Origin of the sequence: Frateuria sp. (assembly GCF_035695185.1) — a bacterium.
In the GTDB taxonomy this organism is placed as follows: domain Bacteria; phylum Pseudomonadota; class Gammaproteobacteria; order Xanthomonadales; family Rhodanobacteraceae; genus Frateuria_A.
In genome coordinates this window covers 1-15421 of record NZ_DASSES010000152.1, presented here as the reverse complement: position 1 = coordinate 15421, position 15421 = coordinate 1, and the positions used below count along the sequence as shown (strand labels likewise).

General features: G+C 69.9%; 19 protein-coding genes and 1 pseudogene. 16 read left to right on the top strand and 4 right to left on the bottom strand.

The features are described from left to right. Window positions 1-706: 706 nt before the first annotated feature. The 6 genes and pseudogenes from VFH59_RS12445 to VFH59_RS12420 form a co-directional block, all read left to right on the top strand. Window positions 707-1003, top strand: a pseudogene (locus VFH59_RS12445) (hypothetical protein); the annotation flags it as partial. A 227-nt stretch (window positions 1004-1230) separates the two neighbouring features. Beyond that, window positions 1231-1512, top strand: a complete 282-nt coding sequence (locus VFH59_RS12440; protein ID WP_325165222.1) for a hypothetical protein — start codon at window positions 1231-1233, stop codon at window positions 1510-1512. Between the two features lie 178 nt (window positions 1513-1690). Continuing rightward, complete coding sequence (locus VFH59_RS12435; protein ID WP_325165221.1) at window positions 1691-2290, top strand: hypothetical protein; 600 nt, start codon at window positions 1691-1693, stop codon at window positions 2288-2290. Further along, window positions 2283-2660, top strand: a complete 378-nt coding sequence (locus VFH59_RS12430) for a transcriptional regulator (RefSeq protein ID WP_325165220.1) — start codon at window positions 2283-2285, stop codon at window positions 2658-2660. Before VFH59_RS12435 ends, VFH59_RS12430 begins: the two co-directional genes overlap by 8 nt. Window positions 2661-2722: 62 nt before the next feature. Continuing rightward, window positions 2723-3457, top strand: coding sequence for a di-trans,poly-cis-decaprenylcistransferase (locus tag VFH59_RS12425; protein WP_325165219.1), 735 nt, complete (start codon window positions 2723-2725; stop codon window positions 3455-3457). Between the two features lie 47 nt (window positions 3458-3504). Then, window positions 3505-3855, top strand: a complete 351-nt coding sequence (locus VFH59_RS12420) for a hypothetical protein (protein WP_325165218.1) — start codon at window positions 3505-3507, stop codon at window positions 3853-3855. 116 nt (window positions 3856-3971) lie between these two features. On the opposite strand, the gene VFH59_RS12415 is transcribed toward VFH59_RS12420, so the two are convergent. Beyond that, window positions 3972-4982 (bottom strand): LLM class flavin-dependent oxidoreductase, encoded by a 1011-nt coding sequence (locus tag VFH59_RS12415; protein ID WP_325165217.1) that lies wholly within the window; start codon window positions 4980-4982, stop codon window positions 3972-3974. 225 nt (window positions 4983-5207) lie between these two features. Between VFH59_RS12415 and VFH59_RS12410 the strand changes: the two genes are divergently transcribed. Next, on the top strand, window positions 5208-6149 hold the full coding sequence (locus tag VFH59_RS12410; protein WP_325165216.1) for an HDOD domain-containing protein: 942 nt from the start codon (window positions 5208-5210) through the stop codon (window positions 6147-6149). A 7-nt stretch (window positions 6150-6156) separates the two neighbouring features. On the opposite strand, the gene VFH59_RS12405 is transcribed toward VFH59_RS12410, so the two are convergent. The 3 genes from VFH59_RS12405 to VFH59_RS12395 all read right to left on the bottom strand — a co-directional run bounded on the left by VFH59_RS12405 (window position 6157) and on the right by VFH59_RS12395 (window position 8179). Then, on the bottom strand, window positions 6157-6675 hold the full coding sequence (locus tag VFH59_RS12405) for a hypothetical protein (protein WP_325165214.1): 519 nt from the start codon (window positions 6673-6675) through the stop codon (window positions 6157-6159). 123 nt (window positions 6676-6798) lie between these two features. Further along, window positions 6799-7926 carry an FAD-dependent oxidoreductase gene (locus VFH59_RS12400; RefSeq protein ID WP_325165213.1) on the bottom strand — a complete coding sequence of 376 codons (1128 nt, stop codon included), beginning with the start codon at window positions 7924-7926 and terminating at the stop codon, window positions 6799-6801. A gap of 70 nt (window positions 7927-7996) precedes the next feature. Beyond that, window positions 7997-8179: an oxidoreductase-like domain-containing protein gene (locus tag VFH59_RS12395; RefSeq protein ID WP_325165212.1), complete on the bottom strand. Its 183-nt coding sequence runs from the start codon at window positions 8177-8179 to the stop codon at window positions 7997-7999. A gap of 121 nt (window positions 8180-8300) precedes the next feature. Here VFH59_RS12395 and VFH59_RS12390 point away from each other — a divergent pair, with 121 nt between their 5' ends. The 9 genes from VFH59_RS12390 to VFH59_RS12350 all read left to right on the top strand — a co-directional run. Then, window positions 8301-8798 (top strand): hypothetical protein, encoded by a 498-nt coding sequence (locus VFH59_RS12390; RefSeq protein WP_325165211.1) that lies wholly within the window; start codon window positions 8301-8303, stop codon window positions 8796-8798. 417 nt (window positions 8799-9215) lie between these two features. Further along, window positions 9216-9635 carry a CBS domain-containing protein gene (locus VFH59_RS12385; protein ID WP_325165210.1) on the top strand — a complete coding sequence of 140 codons (420 nt, stop codon included), beginning with the start codon at window positions 9216-9218 and terminating at the stop codon, window positions 9633-9635. A gap of 21 nt (window positions 9636-9656) precedes the next feature. Continuing rightward, window positions 9657-9929: a hypothetical protein gene (locus tag VFH59_RS12380; protein ID WP_325165209.1), complete on the top strand. Its 273-nt coding sequence runs from the start codon at window positions 9657-9659 to the stop codon at window positions 9927-9929. Window positions 9930-10127: 198 nt separating this feature from the next. Further along, window positions 10128-10895, top strand: coding sequence for a class I SAM-dependent methyltransferase (locus VFH59_RS12375; RefSeq protein ID WP_325165208.1), 768 nt, complete (start codon window positions 10128-10130; stop codon window positions 10893-10895). Window positions 10896-10986: 91 nt separating this feature from the next. After that, a complete protein-coding gene (locus VFH59_RS12370; RefSeq protein WP_325165207.1) occupies window positions 10987-11706 on the top strand; it encodes a DUF72 domain-containing protein in 720 nt (239 codons plus the stop codon). A 143-nt stretch (window positions 11707-11849) separates the two neighbouring features. Further along, window positions 11850-12587 (top strand): DNA-formamidopyrimidine glycosylase family protein, encoded by a 738-nt coding sequence (locus VFH59_RS12365; RefSeq protein ID WP_325165206.1) that lies wholly within the window; start codon window positions 11850-11852, stop codon window positions 12585-12587. A gap of 4 nt (window positions 12588-12591) precedes the next feature. After that, window positions 12592-13551: a cation diffusion facilitator family transporter gene (locus tag VFH59_RS12360; protein WP_325165205.1), complete on the top strand. Its 960-nt coding sequence runs from the start codon at window positions 12592-12594 to the stop codon at window positions 13549-13551. A 7-nt stretch (window positions 13552-13558) separates the two neighbouring features. After that, the gene (locus VFH59_RS12355) at window positions 13559-14179 is read left to right on the top strand and encodes an alpha-ketoglutarate-dependent dioxygenase AlkB (RefSeq protein ID WP_325165204.1); all 621 of its coding nucleotides are present in this window, start codon (window positions 13559-13561) and stop codon (window positions 14177-14179) included. A gap of 81 nt (window positions 14180-14260) precedes the next feature. Next, on the top strand, window positions 14261-15421 hold a 1161-nt coding region (locus tag VFH59_RS12350; protein WP_325165203.1), incomplete at its 3' end, for a hypothetical protein.

Here is a 15421-nt window from a genome sequence, read left to right as displayed (position 1 = left end):
GGCACGGGAGTTCAAGGCAGCTCGTCGGCCTGGCGTCCTGGAGCAAATACCCTCTGGATCATCCGTTTTTGAGCAAATGGAAACCCGGTCGCCCATTCGTTGAGGGCCTCTACGGCGTAAACGCGTACGCCGTTCGCATCTCGAACTATTATCGGTGGATAGAGAGCGTGACACATGCGCCCGCGGGTGCCCATGCTCAGCTCCGGCCGCCAGAGGCCAACCATTCAACCCGGTGGGCGCGCTACGCACGTCGCTGATTCCAGCGTCAGGCTGCATGGAACCACTTTCGTACTATCAAGATGCGCTGAGAGCCGGGGGCCTTGATCCGTCGCCCGTGGATCAGTTGGTCTCAGCCATTGTGTCTGCGAAGATCCAGGACCGCGCAGCCCTGTTTGCCAAGCTCGATGCCCAGGCCAACCTTCTGTCATGGCCATGCGACAGGGACTATGCCGCCGTTGCGCTTCACGTAGCAGCTCGCTCCGTTTTGGATCCGGACCTTCGGCATCACATGCTCTCGGTTGCCATGTCACGTGCGGCCTGGTGTGCGAGTTGCGCAACTTCCGGTAGCGAGGGCATCTGCAGGTCAGCCCATGTTCGCGAGCTGGAGGCGCTTCTACCCAACAGTTCGTCCAAGGCGGACGCCTCCGGCGCCGCTTAAGCGTTAGCCTTCCACGAGACCGCGCCTGAACCAAAGGCTGGGGCTTCCATGAAACTGATCGCAGAAAAACTCGGGAAAGGCGACGGGAGCGACCGTCTCCGCTTCGTCCGCGCCGATGGGAGCGAAGCCCATTGCCCGATGCCCCGCCAAGGAACGCTGCCGCATGATCTGGTCCATTACGTGGTCGAGTCGGCGCTTCCGCTCAAGCACGGGTTTCTCAGCCTGGTAGCCGCCGGCGCCGACCCCGGCTTTGTCATGCAGGCTCTCCACGACCAGGCCGGTGGGGACATTGCGGCGGAGTCCGTTCAAGCCGAGGCGGTGGTGGAAGCCCTGCAAACCCAGCTCTGGGCCGGCAGCTTCGACCCGGCGTCCTTCCTGCAGGGCGCACGGCTGGCCGCGAGCTCGCGCGGCCAGCCGGCGTTCGACTTTCACGATATCGATCCGGAGATCCTGTACCGCAGGGCACAGGACCTGCTGGAGCAATGGAGCGAAGTCTCGTTTTACGCAAGCATGGAGCTCGCGTTCCTTGCGGATAATCGGCAGGGCGCCGGCGGCCAGGGGGGCTAGATCCGATGGGCACATCGCTCGACTTCCGGGCAGTTCTACGGCGCGCGGGCATCCTGTTCGCGGCTTCGCTTGCAGTCGCCGTGCTCTTTGCCGCGCTACTGGCGTGGCACCACGCCCGGATGGTGCCGCCCTGCCCCGATCCGGCACAGGCAGGTGGGGCGGTGAGCTGCTACGTCCGGGCCTGGCACTTCGGTCCGTCCCCGGGTGTGCTGGCCGCCTTGCTGCTGCTTGATCTTGGCTTCTGCATGCTCGTCGCATGCGTGTGGTCCCTGGCCCGGCGCCGGTAAATCGACCGGGCGTTCGCGGGACCGCTTGCCCTGCCCGGCTGCGGAGTCAGGCATCCCGCCACGCGGTCGCGATGGGTGGCAGACACCGTGCGCGGCACGATCGCCCCTCCTTTCGTTGACCAACTTTATGGCACGAAGTACTTGACAGCCGCGCCAACGCGCGCCTAGCCTGCGCCGCATGGACAACCGCCGCCTTCGAAGCACCGTGTCGCTTCACGAGCACGCCGCGGAGAATCTCCTCTATATCCGTGACGCGATGGAGCGCGCGAGCTCCTTTACCGCCGTGCCCGGCTGGGGCGGGGTCTTCATGGGCCTGGCCGGGGTGGCGGCGGCGATCATCGCGCCCGCGCAGCCGACCCGGTTCGGGTGGCTCCTGACCTGGCTGGCGACGGCGGCCGTGGCGGTGGCGGTCGGATTGCTTGGCGTGCTGGTCAAGGCGAGGAACGAGGGCGTGCCGCTGCTCTCGCGCCCGGCGCGGCAGTTCGCGCTGGGCTTCGTGCCGGCGATCTTCGTCGCTGCCCTGCTTACCGTCGCGCTGTTTCGCGCGGGCCTCGATGCGGCGCTTCCGGGCATGTGGCTGCTGCTCTACGGCACTGCCGTGATCGCCGGTGGCACCTTTTCGATCCGGATCGTCCCGCTGATGGGGATCCTGTTCCTGTTCCTGGGCGCGATCGCGCTGTTCACCACCCCGCCAGTGCCGTCGATCTGCCTGGGCCTGGGGTTCGGTGGCCTGCACATCGTGTTCGGCATGCTCATCGCGAGGAAGTACGGTGGCTAAGCGCTCGACCGCCAAGGCAGAGAGCCCGCACCGCCGGCCGGCGCTGGTGCCGGTGGAGGGCGCGGTGGAGCGCACGGTGGACCTGGACCGGCTGATCCACGAGCGGCTGCGGCTGGGGATCATCAGCGCGCTGGCGGTGAACGACCGGCTGGGCTTTACCGAGCTCAAGGGCTTGCTCGGAAGCAGCGACGGCAACCTCAGCGTACACGCGCGCAAGCTCGAGGACGCCGGCTACATCGCCTGCCACAAGGGCTTCGAAGGGCGCGTGCCGCGCACCGAGTTCCGCATCACGCCGAAGGGCCGCAAGGCTCTCGAGGCCTACCTCAACCACATGGAAGCACTGATCGCCGTCACCCGCTCCGGCGACTAGCCCGGCGCGGTGGACGCTTTTGGCGCGCGCTCTCACTCTACATTGCAGAGTTCTTGACGGATATGGACAGCAACCTGCACGTGGCGATCATCATGGACGGCAATGGGCGCTGGGCGGAGGAACGCGGATGGCCGCGAACCCGCGGCCATCGCGCCGGCGCGGAGGCGGTGCGGCGCACGGTGGAAGCCTCCCCACGACTGGGGATCGGCACGCTGACGCTCTATGCCTTTTCCTCGGACAACTGGCGGCGGCCGGCACCGGAAGTGGCGACCCTGATGGCGCTGTTCCGCAATTTCCTCAAGGCCGAAGCGGGCGCCTGCCGGCGCGAGGGGGTGCGCCTGAGCGTGATCGGGCGTCGCGACCGCCTTCCGTCAGCGCTGGTCACCGCCATCGAGCAGGCCGAGGCGGCGACGGCCGGGGGCGGGCTGCTCGATCTCCGGCTCGCCGTGGACTACTCCTCGCGCGACGCCATCGCGGGCGCCGCCGCGCTGCACCAGGGCACGACCCCCAGCCGCGAGCAGTTCCGCCAGCTGCTGGCGCGCTCGCAGCACGGCGACCCGCGCACGCCCGACGTGGACCTGCTGATCCGGACCGGGCGCGAGCAACGCCTGAGCGACTTCCTGCTGTGGGAATGCGCGTATGCGGAGCTGCTCTTCTCGGCCGTGCTCTGGCCCGACTTCACCGGCGAGCACCTGCGCGAAGCCGTCGAGGCATTCGGAAGGCGCAACCGCCGGTTCGGTGCCGTGCCGGCCCCGACCCTTGCCGCGCCGGCCGGACGCCAGGCGAGCGCGCCGTGACCCTCGCCCCAGACAGACGCCTTCAACCCACGCACGAGGTGCACGACATGGATCACCAGGACCCGCCCGACCGCATCGGCGATGCCATCCGTTACTGGGAACGTCACCGGATCGTCTACAACCTCGTGCTGCTGGTGGTCGTGGCGGCAATCTTCGCCACCAACGCGGCCGCCTTCGGTCGCGCTGCCTCGATCGACCTGTTCCTGCAGTTGTTCCTGCTCGCGGTGATGGCCAACGTGGCGTTCTGCGCCGCCTACCCGGTGGACCTCACCGTGCAGTGGTCGAGCCTGCGCCCGACCTGGCTTCGCGTGCGCTGGGTGCTGTTCCTGATCGGCACGGCGTTTGCGACGACCGTCGCCCAGTTCATCGCGCGGGGCCTGCTGCACGAGCACGGCTGAGCTGCGGACTGGGGAAGAGAGCCCGCCGGATGTGAAGCGCCGTGCCGCCGGCATCGATCGGATAGGCAGGCGTCCGATCGATTCGTGGGCATCTACGGTCGCACACGGGTGCGCTCCTACAGGGGAGCGCGGTCGGGCGTGGGCAGGTGCTCGCGGGCCTGCATGGCAAGCTCGAACGAGCGGCGGCGCAGCATGTGGTCGAAGATGTTGGCGGTGAGCATCAGCTCGTCCGGCCCGTGGCGGGCGATGAAGTCGGCCAGGCCCTGCTGCACGGTGGCCGGGCCGCCGACCACGGCGCAGGCGAGCGCGCGTTCGACGCCCAGCTTCTCGGTCGGCGTCCAGTAGGCTTCGATGTCGTCGATCGGCGGGGGTACCAGTCCGGGCCGGCCGCGGCGCAGGTTGATGAAGCTTTGCTGCTGGGTGGTGAACAGGCGGCGCGCCTCGGCATCGGTCTCGGCCGCCACCACGTTGAGCCCGAGCATGGCGTAGGGCTGTGCCAGCCGCGGCGACGGACGGAACTCGCGCCGGTAGATCGACAGCGCGGTGTCCATCGCGTCCGGCGCGAAGTGCGAGGCGAAGGCGAACGGCAGCCCCAGTGCCGCGGCCAGGCGGGCGCTGAACAGGCTGGAGCCGAGCAGCCAGACCGGCACCTCCAGGCCCGCGCCGGGGACGGCGCGCACCGCCTGGCCCGGTTCGGCCGGCTGGAAGTAGTGCAGCAGCTCGAGCACGTCGTCGGGGAAGGTCTCCGCCCCGTCGGCATAGCGGCGCAGCGCGCGCATGGTCGCCTGGTCGGTGCCCGGCGCGCGGCCCAGCCCCAGGTCGATGCGGCCCGGATACAGCGCGGCCAGCGTGCCGAACTGCTCGGCCACCTGCAGCGGCGCGTGATTGGGCAGCATCACGCCCCCGGCGCCGACGCGGATGGTCGAGGTGCCGCCGGCGACGTGGCCGATCAGCACCGCGGTGGCGGCGCTGGCGATGCCGGGCATGTTGTGGTGCTCGGCCAGCCAGTAGCGCCGGTAGCCCAGCCGCTCGCCCAGCCGCGCCAGGTCCAGCGTGTTGCGGAAGGCGGTGCTGGCGTCGCTGCCTTCGGTGATGGGGGCGAGGTCGAGGATCGAGAAAGGGATCATGGGGCGGCTCCGGGAACTTCGCCGAGATGTTGGGGCCGAACCGCGCCATTGCCAGCCCAAGGGGCGGGGAGAGGCCGCCAGGGGCCGGCTACATTTCTGCGCTGGCCGGCCGATACAGCGCGGAGCACGCCATGGGACCGCAGGATGATGATCGCCGTGTGGCGGCGTCTGTTCGCCGCAAGGAAAGCACCGCCCCGCCCTGCCCCCGCTCCGCGGATCGTGGCAGTGGTGGCCGACGTGGCTGCCGCCGAGGCGGGCCCGCCGCTGCCCGTGGTGGAAGATCGCTTCCATCGCTTTGTGCTGGGCCTGCCCGAGGCCGCCGACGAAGCGGCCAGCACTGCCGAGCAGGCCACCCTGCGGCGCCTGGAGGCGATCGGCGAGCGCTTCGACGTGAGCGGCCTGCCGCGCCTGCCCAGCGTCCTGCCGCAACTCCTGCGCGCGCTCAAGAACGACAACCTCGGCGGCTCCCAGCTGGCGGCGCTGATCGGCCGCGATCCGGTGCTGGTCGGTGAAGTGATGCGGGTGACCGGCAGTGCGCATTACCGCGCGGCGCAGCCGATCAACAGCCTGCAGCACGCGGTGGTGCTGCTCGGCCGCGACGCGCTGCGCCGGGTCGCCACGCTGCACGTGATGAAACCGATCCTGCAGGCCAGCGCAGGCATGCGCGGCCACATGGCCGGGCCATGGCTGTGGGAGCACGCCGAGCGCTGCGCGCATGCCGCCGCCTTCCTCGGCCGGCATGGCGGCTGCGATCCGTTCGAGGCGTTCCTGGCCGGCATGGTCTGCCACACCGGCACCGGCGCGATCGTGCGCCTGCTGGACCAGGAGGCGCCGCCATCGCTGGGCCCCTTCTCGCCCGTGTTCCTGGCCGGCTGCATGCGCATCGGCGCGCGGCTCTCGCTGCGCGCGGTGCGGCACTGGGACATGCCGGCCAAGGTGGTCGAGGCGCTGGCCGAGCGCGTGAACGCCCCGCAGGCGCCGGTCTCGTCGCTGGGCAAGGCGCTTGCCTGTGCCGACCCGCTGGCGATGGTGCAGCTGCTGGTCGAGCGCGGCCTGCTCGATGCGGGGCTGGACTACGCCCCCACCTGGCCGGCCTGTTTCCCTGCCCCGGTGATGCTGCGCGCACAGCAGGACCTGCGCCGGCAGTTCATGCCGGCGCAGGACTGACCGGACGTCAGTGCGTGGTGGCCTGCACGTCCGCGCGCAACTGCCGCGCGATGTCGTCTGAGCCGGCCGCCAGCAAAGCGGCAAGCGCCTTGGCGTAATCGCCGCGGGCCGGCGCCGGCATGGACGGCGATGCGTGATAGGTCTTGTCCGGACCCAGCCCGCGCGCGTTGATGGTGCAGTGTGCGCCCAGCTCGAGCGTGACGCTGGCCGGCGTGGCGTCGGTGTCCACCCGCATCTCGGCGAACACCTGCTCGCAATGCACCACCAGGTCGGTGAAGTAGACCGGTTGCAGCGCATGGCGCAGGCGCGCCTGCAGCACTTCGGACACCGGCGGCGTGGGCTTGAGCGTGAGCGCGTCGTCCAGGCCGCGCACCTGCACGTCCTGCGACTGCTGCTCGACCTGGAGCCACGGCGCCGATGCCGGCGTCACCAGGCTGCCCAGCGAAACCGGCACGCGCGTGTCCTGCGATCCCCCACATGCGGCCAGCAGCAAGGCGCCGCCGACCACCCAGGCAAACTTCTTCATGGCAATTTCCCCCCGAGAACGAACTGCCTGAACGAATCTACAGACGTGTGAAGGCCGGATCAACGCGGCCGGCCGGCAAACGCGAGCCAGTGCACGTTTGGACGTCCGATCGCGTCACCCCTGTCAGCCGCGGGTACGCACGGGATGGTCCAGGCCGCCTGCGACACGCAGGAACTGGCGCCGCGCGGGTCCGAAGCGCATCAGCCGCGGCACCAGCACGTCGCGCAGCTCGCGCAGACTCGGCGGACGACCGTGCATCAGCCGGGTCAGCGCGCCCACGCGGCGGACCACCTGGCGATGCACGGGATGGCGCAGCCGCGCGTAGCTGGCCAGCCGCGACGGGCGCCCGGCCAGTGCATCGGCCGCACAGTCGGCGAACACGTAGGCATCCTCGATACCCAGGTTCATGCCGCGCGCACCGAGCGGGGAATGGACGTGCGCCGCGTCGCCGCCGAGCAGCACGCGACCCACGCCGGCACGCTCGGCCACGCGGTGCGCGATGTGGAAGTCGGACTGCCAGCGCACCTCGCCGCATACGGTGCCGACCGGCAGCGCGGCGAGCGGGTCGGTGCCGTTGCCCATCACCCGCCACAGGTCGTCGCGCACGCGCAGGGCAAACAGGAAGCCGTCCGGCCGCAGGAACAGGTGGACCCGGTCCGGATCCAGCGGGGTGGTCAGGTGCAGGTCCCACAGTTGCCAGGGTTCGGGCAGCTCGTCCCCGGGGAAGGCCAGGCCGAGCGCCTGGCGCACCGTGCTGTGCGCACCGTCGGCGCCGTACAGCAGCGGCGCGTGCGTACTCTCGACGGCGCCGTCCGCATGCACCAGCTGGATGGCGACGCTGTCGTCGCGCTGCGTGAGGGTATCGAGCTTCACGCCGCGTTCGACGGTCACGCCCTGTGCGCGGAGTGCGTCGGCCAGCAGGGCCTCGGTCCGCGACTGCGGCAGCGAGAGCAGCGAGCGGTCGGAATCCAGCAGCGGCGAGAGCGGGACCGCCACGTCGTCATGGCCGGACCGGTGCAGGGACAGGCCGCGCACCGTCCACCCCTCGGCCAGCATGCGTGCGGTCACACCGGTGTCTTCCAGCAGGTCCTGCGTGCGCGGGTTGACGGCCAGCGCCTTGGAATGGCTGCTGGGCGCGGTCGCCTTGTCGACGACGCGCACCGGGACGCCGCGCCGGGCGAGCCACAACGCGGCCGCCAGACCGGTCGGGCCGGCGCCGGCGATCATCACGGGCAGGGCGTTCGACGGCATGCCCGGAGACTAGCAGGAACGCCCGTGGAGACATGTAGTGCGGCCTGGCCACACGGCAGGCCCGTTCCCTTCAGGACGGCGGAGCGTCCGGATGGCGTGCGCGCCAGGCCGCGAGTGCGGCCAGGTAATGCTCCATCGCCTGGTCGTAGCGATCCAGCACGCAATGCACGCAGCCCTCGCCGCAGCAGTCGCCCGGATCGGGTTCGGTCGGGCGGACCGGCGGCGGGTCGTCGGGCGGGTGCGGCGTGGCCATGGCTCGATGGTACGGCGGTGCTCACGCCATGGACACCCGCAACCGACGCCCTGCCAACCCGGCCTCGACAAGGATGATCGCGGGCCGTCCCCGCGCCCGCCCTTTTCCCGCGAGGAGCGCCATGAAGACCCGCCACGTGTTCAGTACTCCCGATGTCGAGACCGCCAGAACGGTGATGCAGGCGGCGCGCGCCGCTGGCATCCCGGAGGATGACATCTCGCTGATCGCCCGCTCGGACATCGAACTGGAAGCGGTCCCCGAGCAGCACAAGGAGGCAGGCAGCGACTTCTACCCCGCCGCGCTGCGCGGCCTGGTCGGCGGCGGCGCGATCGGGTTGCTGGCCGGGCTGGTGGCCGTCGCGATCCCGCCAGTCGGCATCACCGTGGCCGGGGTGGCCGGGCTGACCGTCGCCGGTGCGCTGACCGGCAGCTGGACCGGTGCGTTGGCGGGCGCTTCGGTCCCCGACCCCGTGCGGCGCAAGTTCGAGAGCGAGATCGAAGCCGGACGCATCCTGGTCGTGCTCGACGGCGACAAGGAGCAGCTGGTGCGCGCCGAGCCGGCGCTGGCCCGTGCCGGAGGGACGCCGCTGCCGTTCGATGAGCCCACCGCGTTGACGTAGACCCGGAGTGGCGGGATCCGGCTCCTCTCCGGGAGGGCTGTCGGGGCCGGCGCCAGATTACGCCGCCTCGCCCCCGCGCACTGACGCTTCCGCGAGCCCCGGCTCCTCACCCCGGCCCTCTCCCCGGCGGGGAGAGGGAGCAGGGCTGGCATGGCGCCAGGCTCCCTTGTCCCGCGAGCCCCGGCCCCTCACCCCGGCCCTCTCCTCGGCGGGGAGAGGAGCAGGGCTGGCCCGGTGCCAGGCTCCCTTTTCCCGCGGGCCCCGGCCCCTCACCCGACCGTTCCCCGGTGTGGAGAGGGAGCAGAGCCGGTCCCTTCCGCGGCGCATTGCACGCACCCTTCATGGTCCGCGCACACCACATTCAACCGGGCGCGAGGAACATCCATCCGCTCTCTTCCGACACCGCCCGGAGCTCCCATGGATCTCGACCGCGTGATGACCCGCAATCCCAAGTTCTGCCTGGCGACCTCGCCGTTGGACGAAGTCGCCCGCGCCATGCGTGACGAGGACGTCGGCGAGATTCCCGTGGTCGATCTGGACCGTCATCCGATCGGCGTGATTACCGATCGGGACATCGTCGTGCGCACGCTGGCTGCCGGACGCAATCCGCTGGAGGTGCGCGTGCAGGACTGCATGACCGCGCCGCCCGTGGTGATCAAGGAAGACTCCAGCGTGGAGGATTGCGCCAACCTGATGGAACGCCAGAAGATCCGCCGCGTGCCGGTGGTCGATGCCAAGGGCGCGCTGTGCGGCATCGTTTCGCTGGCCGACCTGGAGCGCACGGACGCCCGTTCGCTGCAGAACGAAGTCACCCGCGCGGTATCCCAGCCGCACTGACCTCTACCGAAGGAGAACGCCATGAAGACCCGCCTGCTGTGCTGGAGCCTGCTGCTGGCTTGCTCGTTCGCACTGTCTGCCTGCAACCACGGCACCAACGACAACGCCGAGCCGGGCGCAGCCACCCCGTCGACCGCGCCGGCCACCACGCCCACCCAGCCGACCACGCCCATGACGCCGCCGGCCTCGTCCACGGCGATGACCCCGCCGGCCACCATGCCGCCGGCCTCCTCGACCGCGCCGATGCCGCCACCGGCCTCGACGACGCCGAACTCATCGGGTGGCACGCACTGAGCCCACCCCGCAGACCGGCAAGGATGCAGCAGGGGCCAGGGACGGCCTGAGGCTGACAAATGTGGGCAAGAGGAAGCCAGGCCCCGCCGGGGCCGTTCGGCGTGCCCTGGAGGGTCCCGCGCTCTCCCCCAAAAGTCACGGCCTTTGCGGCGTCACGCCAGGCGCACAATCGCAGACCCAACCCCGAAGGAGCCTGACATGCGCACGCTCGTCCTTGCCGCCGTGATCGCCCTCGCCCTGCCGGCCGCCGACGCCGCACCCGCCCCGCAGGACACCATGCAGCCGCCGTACCTCACCGCCGCCATCAACGATCCGGGCCGCCAGGCCGACCGCGCCGACGACGCACGGCGCAAGATCGCGCAGGTGATGGCGTTTGCCGAAGTGAAGCCGGGCGACAAGGTGCTGGAACTGATCCCGGGCAGCGGCTACTTCACCCGCGTGTTCAGCGGCGTGGTCGGCGCCAAGGGCCACGTCTACGCGCTGTGGCCGAACGAGTACGCCGCCGAGGCGCAGTCGGACGTGGTCAACCTGCGCAAACTCGCCCGGCAGCCGCACTACGCCAACGTCAGCGTGCTGACCCAGCCGGCCGCCAGCCTCGACGCGCCCGAATCGGTCGACCTGGTGTTCACCTCGCAGAACTACCACGACTATCCGGACAGGTTCATGGGCAAGGTCGACCCGGTGATGCTCGACCGGCAGGTGTTCAAGGTACTCAAGCCCGGCGGCGTGTTCGTGGTGATCGACCACGTCGCGCCGGCCGGCTCGGGGATGCGCGACACGGACACGCTGCACCGCATCGACCCGGCGATCGTCCGGAAGCAGGCCGAGTCGGTCGGCTTCGTCTTCGACGGCCAGAGCGACGCCTTGCGCAACCCGGCCGACCCCCACGACATCAAGGTCTTCGACAAGTCGATCCGCGGCCACACCGACCAGTTCATGTACCGGTTCCGCAAACCCAAGGGGTGAGGCTTGCTTCCAGCTCGCCCGCGCACCTCGAGCGTCGCGGCCAGGGGCGGTTCACTGCCGCCGCCGTGTACGCGCGCCCAGGGGTGAACGGGTGACCGCGGTCCGCGTCGGCTGCGCCGGCTGGTCGATCCCGCGGGCGCACGCCGCGGCCTTCCCGACCGACGGCAGCACGCTGGAGCGCTACGCGCAGGTATTCGACTGCGTGGAGGTCAACTCCAGCTTCTACCGCCCGCACCGCCCGGCCACCTGGCGCCGCTGGGCGGACAGCGTGCCGGCCGGGTTCCGTTTTTCCGCCAAGATGCCCAGGGCGATCAGCCACGACTGCCGGCTGCGTGCCTGCGACGGGCTGGTGACCGCATTCCTCGACCAGATCGGCGAACTGGAGGACAAGCTGGGCTGGCTGCTGTTGCAGTTGCCGCCCAGCCTGGCGTTCGACGCATCGGTCGCGCTGCCGTTCCTCGCGCGCCTGCGCGAACACTACGCGGGGCCGCTGGCATGCGAGCCACGGCACGCCTCATGGTTCAAGGCCGAGGTCGATCAGGAGCTGCGGACCTTGCGCGTCTCCCGCGTGGCCGCGGACCCGGCCCGTGTGCCGCGCGCCGCCCTGCCGGGCGGGGACCGCCACCAGGTCTACCTCAGGCTGCACGGCTCCCCGCGGATGTACTACGACGCCTATGCGCCGCAGGCGCTCGAACAGGTGGCGCGACGGCTGCAGCGGTGGACGCAGGGGTGGTGCCTGTTCGACAACACGACGCTGGGGCACGCCACCGCCAATGCATTGGCGCTGCAGCGGATGCTCCGCGGCTTGTAGAAGCGCACCTGGGCGACCGCCATGCCACGCCACTGCCGCGCGGTCGCGCACGGGTGCGCTCCTGCAGCACGCCACGATGCATTCACCCGGACGTGCTGCCGCTGCGCCGACAATGGGTTCGAGGCAGCCGCGACAGGTCATCCGTGCCCGAAGGTCCATCGATCGTCATCCTGCGGGGAGAACTGGCGCCCTTCACCGGGCGCACGATCCGCCGTGCCGATGGCAACGCGAAGATCGACATGGGCCGGCTCGCCGGCCAGCCCGTCGTCGCCTTCCGCAGCTTCGGCAAGCAGACGCTGATCGAGCTGCCGGACGTCACCATCAGGATCCACCTGCTCATGTTCGGCAGCTACCGCATCAACGAGCGCAAGGAAGCCGCGCCGCGGCTGAGCCTTGCCTTCGACGAGGGCGAACTGAACTTCTACAGCTGCTCGGTGCGCTTGCTCGAAGGCGATCTGGACGACCTGTACGACTGGCGCACCGACGTGATGTCCGATGCCTGGGACCCGGCGCTCGCGCGCAAGCGCCTGCGCGCGATGCCCGACACCCTCGCCTGCGACGCGCTGCTGGACCAGGACGTGTTCGCCGGCGTGGGCAACATCATCAAGAACGAAGTGCTGTTCCGCATCCGCACGCATCCGCTCTCGATGATCGGTGCGCTGCCGGCGCGCAAGCTGCGCGAGCTGGTCGAGCAGGCCCGCCAGTACAGTTTCGAGTTCCTGGAATGGAAGCGCGCGTTCGTGCTGCGCAGGCACTGGCTCGCCCACAACCAGAGCATCTGCCCGCGCGACCATGTGAAGTTTCACCGCGCGTACCTGGGCAGGACCAACCGGCGCAGCTTCTTCTGCGAGCTGTGCCAGCGGCGTTACGCGGAGACCTGAGCGCATGTCCTCCTCCAACTCGCGCCGGGTCGTGTACGCGGCGCTCGCCGGCAACCTGGCCATCGCGATCGCCAAGTTCGTGGCGGCGGGCTTTTCCGGCAGTTCGGCCATGCTCAGCGAAGGGGTGCATTCGCTGGTCGACACCGCCAACGAACTGCTGCTGCTCTACGGCATGCATCGCGCCGCCCGTCCGCCGGATGTGGTACACCCGTTCGGTCATGGCCGCGAGCTGTATTTCTGGAGCTTCATCGTGGCGCTGCTGGTCTTCGCGCTCGGCGCGGGCGTGTCGCTGTTCGAAGGCGTCGGCCACCTGCGCCACCCAGAGCCGATGAGCGACCCGCTGATCAACTACATCGTGCTCGGCGTGTCGATGCTGTTCGAGGGCGGCTCCTGGGCCATCGCGCTGCGCGAGTTCCGCGCGGCGAAGGGTTCGATGGGCTACTTCGAAGCCTTCCGCAAGAGCAAGGACCCGAGCACCTTCACCGTGTTGCTGGAGGATTCGGCCGCCCTGGTCGGGCTGGTCATCGCGCTGGCCGGCGTGGCCTGCGCGCAGGCCTTCGGCCTACCCTGGCTCGATGGCGCGGCCTCGGTCGGCATCGCGCTGGTGCTGACGGTGGCCGCGAGCCTGCTGGCGCGCGAGAGCAAGGGCCTGCTGATCGGCGAGCCGGCGCATCCCAGGCTGCGCGAGTCGCTGCTGGAGATCGCCGCCAACGATCCGGGCGTGGGCCACGTCAACGGCGTGCTGACGGTGCAGATGGGACCGCACACGGTGGTCGCCGCGCTGAGCGCGGAGTTCGAGGACCAGTTGACCACGCCGCAGATCGAGCAATGCATCCGGCGCATCGAGACGGCGGTGAGGACCCGGCACGCGGAAGTCACCTCGCTTTTCATCAAGCCGCAGACCGCCGAGACGTGGCGGGCGCGCCAGCACGCCATCGCGCGGGAAAACGCGCCGAAGGGATGAGGCGGCCATGCCCTCGTTCTCGCTGTTCGACACCGGACCCCAGGTGCTCCTCGACGACGCGAGCGGCCGCATCGTCCACGTCCCCGACGTGGTGCCGGGCGAAACGGCGCGGGCCTGGTTCACGCAATTGCTCGACGGGATCGCCTGGCGCGGCGGCCGGCGCATGATGTACGAGCGCGAGGTCGACGTGCCGCGGCTGCGCGCGCACTTCGAGCTGGCCGACCCCGCCCTGCCCCCGCCAGTGCGCGAGGCGCTGGCCGTGGTGCGCGCGGTGGTCGATGCGCCCTTCACCAGCGTGGGGCTGAACCTCTACCGCGACGAGCACGACAGCGTGGCGCCGCACAACGACAAGCTCGAGGACCTGGTCCGCGGCCACCCGATCGCGCTGCTGTCGCTCGGCGCCACGCGCGAGATGGTAATCCGTGCCAAGCACCCGCCGCGACGCGCGATGCACCTGGACCTGGCGGCGGGGAGCCTGCTGCTGATGGACTACACCAGCCAGTTCCACTACGACCACGGCATCCCCAAGCAGCGTGCGCCGATGGGGCCGCGGATCAGCCTGGCCTTCCGCGTGCGGCCGGCATCCCAGGGCGCGGGACCCTCTCCGGTCGGGAACGCTCCGCGGTAGAGCACGCCTGGATGCGGGGGACTGGCCTTGCCCGGTTGAACGGGGCAGACTCTGGGTCGACGTGCACCGGAGTCCCCAACGATGCCCTCGCCTCGCCTGTCCGTTGCCTGCCTGGCCGGTTTGCTGCTGGCCGGAAGCCTCCATGCCATGCCCCGGCAGAAGCCACAGCCGACACCCGAGCAATGGCGTGCCCTGCAATTGCAGGCCGCCGGCAAGGCGGAGCAGATCATGCGCCAGGCCGAGGCGCGCAAGGGCATGCTGGGCCGTTACGAGACCATGGTGGGCGCCGCCGTGGCGGGTGACGGCAACCCCGCCTTCCCGGTGATCTTCGGCCAGTACCTGGCCTGGTACCAGACCTACATCGGGGACTATCCGAACGCCGCCGCAAGCTTCTCGATGCAGGAGGCACTGCTGCCCGGCGACCACCCTTCGCCGCTCGCCAGCGGCATGCAGGCACGTCCGGCGATCGACGCCATACCGGAGCTCGCACGCGACCGGCAGGCGATCTTCTTCAACGAGGCGCATCACGTGCCGCTCACCCGCACGCTCACCGTCGAACTGCTGGCGCGATTGCGGGACGAGGGCTTCGATACCTTCGCGGCCGAAACGCTCTACGCGACCGACGACAAGCTGGCCAGCCGGGGCTATCCGGTGGAGGCGAGCGGCTTCTACACCAAGGAACCGGTCTACGCGGAAATGGTGCGCACCGCGCTCAAGCTGGGTTTTCGCGTGGTGGCCTACGAATCCGAAGCCGACGACAGCGGCGATGCACGTGAGCGGGCACAGGCGCGCAACCTCTACGAGCGTGTATTCAAGGCCAACCCGAAGGCCCGGCTGGTGGTTGACGCGGGTTACGCGCACATCATCGAGCAGGGGAAATATCTGGGTGGCCAATCGATGGCGCAGCATTTCCGCAAGCTGAGCGGCATCGACCCGCTCACCATCGAGCAGACCATGCTGGTGCCACATCCGGACCGCTCGCACGACCATCCGTACTACACGGCAGCGATCGCTCGGCTCCATCCTGCGCACCCGCTGGTGTTCATCGATGGGAACGGCAAGCCATGGACCCTGCGCGACGGCTACGACGTGAGCGTGCTGTTTCCGCCCGAATCGATCAGGCGCGGACGACCGACCTGGCTGGCGCTCGATGGCCTGCGCAAGCCCTATCAAGTGACCGGCATCGGGGACTGCAGGGAACAGTATCCCTGCCTGATCGAAGCGCGTTACGCCGACGAGGGC

Excerpts from the sequence above, each read along its gene's own strand:
- VFH59_RS12440 (WP_325165222.1), top strand. The coding sequence starts at position 1,231 with ATGGGCACATCGCTCGACTTCCGGGCAGTTCTACGGCGCGCGGGCATC.
- VFH59_RS12435 (WP_325165221.1), top strand. The coding sequence starts at position 1,691 with ATGGACAACCGCCGCCTTCGAAGCACCGTGTCGCTTCACGAGCACGCC.
- VFH59_RS12425 (WP_325165219.1), top strand. The coding sequence starts at position 2,723 with ATGGACAGCAACCTGCACGTGGCGATCATCATGGACGGCAATGGGCGC.
- VFH59_RS12420 (WP_325165218.1), top strand. The coding sequence starts at position 3,505 with ATGGATCACCAGGACCCGCCCGACCGCATCGGCGATGCCATCCGTTAC.
- VFH59_RS12415 (WP_325165217.1), bottom strand. The coding sequence starts at position 4,982 with ATGATCCCTTTCTCGATCCTCGACCTCGCCCCCATCACCGAAGGCAGC.
- VFH59_RS12405 (WP_325165214.1), bottom strand. The coding sequence starts at position 6,675 with ATGAAGAAGTTTGCCTGGGTGGTCGGCGGCGCCTTGCTGCTGGCCGCA.
- VFH59_RS12400 (WP_325165213.1), bottom strand. The coding sequence starts at position 7,926 with ATGCCGTCGAACGCCCTGCCCGTGATGATCGCCGGCGCCGGCCCGACC.
- VFH59_RS12395 (WP_325165212.1), bottom strand. The coding sequence starts at position 8,179 with ATGGCCACGCCGCACCCGCCCGACGACCCGCCGCCGGTCCGCCCGACC.
- VFH59_RS12390 (WP_325165211.1), top strand. The coding sequence starts at position 8,301 with ATGAAGACCCGCCACGTGTTCAGTACTCCCGATGTCGAGACCGCCAGA.
- VFH59_RS12385 (WP_325165210.1), top strand. The coding sequence starts at position 9,216 with ATGGATCTCGACCGCGTGATGACCCGCAATCCCAAGTTCTGCCTGGCG.
- VFH59_RS12380 (WP_325165209.1), top strand. The coding sequence starts at position 9,657 with ATGAAGACCCGCCTGCTGTGCTGGAGCCTGCTGCTGGCTTGCTCGTTC.
- VFH59_RS12375 (WP_325165208.1), top strand. The coding sequence starts at position 10,128 with ATGCGCACGCTCGTCCTTGCCGCCGTGATCGCCCTCGCCCTGCCGGCC.
- VFH59_RS12360 (WP_325165205.1), top strand. The coding sequence starts at position 12,592 with ATGTCCTCCTCCAACTCGCGCCGGGTCGTGTACGCGGCGCTCGCCGGC.
- VFH59_RS12355 (WP_325165204.1), top strand. The coding sequence starts at position 13,559 with ATGCCCTCGTTCTCGCTGTTCGACACCGGACCCCAGGTGCTCCTCGAC.